General features: G+C 68.9%; 2 protein-coding genes. Both read right to left on the reverse strand.

Annotated elements, in window-relative coordinates:
- Positions 1-6: 6 nt before the first annotated feature.
- Positions 7-420 (reverse strand): nucleoside-diphosphate kinase, encoded by a 414-nt coding sequence (gene ndk / locus BZL64_RS36310; RefSeq protein WP_086773291.1) that lies wholly within the window; start codon positions 418-420, stop codon positions 7-9.
- Positions 421-484: 64 nt separating this feature from the next.
- A complete protein-coding gene (locus BZL64_RS36315; RefSeq protein WP_086773292.1) occupies positions 485-850 on the reverse strand; it encodes a DUF4233 domain-containing protein in 366 nt (121 codons plus the stop codon).
- Positions 851-936 lie beyond the last annotated feature (86 nt).

Consider the following 936-nt stretch of genomic DNA (forward strand, 5'->3'; position numbering starts at 1 on the left):
ACAGGATCAGGCACGCCCGGGGAAGAAGATCTTCACCTCGCGGTCGGCGGACTCCTCGGAGTCGGAGGCGTGGATCAGGTTCTCGCGGACGATCACACCGAAGTCACCGCGGATGGAGCCGGGGGCGGCGGCGATCGGGTCGGTCGGACCGGCCAGGGCGCGCACGCCCTCGATGACCCGCTCGCCCTCGACGATCAGGGCGACGACCGGGCCGGAGGCCATGAACTCCACCAGCGGCTCGTAGAAGGGCTTGCCCTTGTGCTCGCCGTAGTGCTGCTCCAGGGTGTCCTGGTCCAGGGTGCGCAGTTCCAGCGCGGTGATCTGCCAGCCGGCCTTGCGCTCGATACGGCTGATGATCTCGCCGGTCAGGCCACGACGGACGGCGTCGGGCTTGAGCAGGACGAGGGTGCGCTGGCTCACTGGGTGACTCCTTCTACTGCCGGGGTGCGGTGGGACGAGATTACAGGGCGTGTCCTGGCCCCTGTCACGCAGCGTCAGCAGTGTCCGAGGGGTTGGCGGCGGCCTGCGCGGCGAAGCGCGCCTTGGCCGCGTCGATCTCCCGGCCGTAGTGCACGGACGCCCACCACAGGGCCCCGAAGAGCAGGCCGAGGATGAACATCATCGGCACGACGAAGCCGCTGAGGACGAGGGCGATCTGGAGCGCCCAGCCGAGGGCCACGCCTCCCGGCCGGGTGACCACACCGCACAGCAGCAGGCTGAGGAACATCGCGATGCCGCACACCGTCCACACCGTGGACGTGGTGAGGTCGGCGTCCTTCATGGCGACCAGACCGGCGAAGCCGATGATGAAGAACTCGCCGATGAGGGTGGAGGAACAGAGCGTACGCATGGTGTGAGGACTCAGCCCTTCCCCAGGAGCAGCCGGGCTTCCCCGACCGTGATGACGGAACCGGTGACCAGGACGCCGCCGCCGGC

The organism is Streptomyces bobili (assembly GCF_002154575.1).
Classification (GTDB): Bacteria; Actinomycetota; Actinomycetes; order Streptomycetales; family Streptomycetaceae; genus Streptomyces; species Streptomyces bobili.

Bases quoted from the DNA above. Each gene is read 5' to 3' on its own strand.
- BZL64_RS36315 (WP_086773292.1), bottom strand. From the start codon at position 850: ATGCGTACGCTCTGTTCCTCCACCCTCATCGGCGAGTTCTTCATCATC.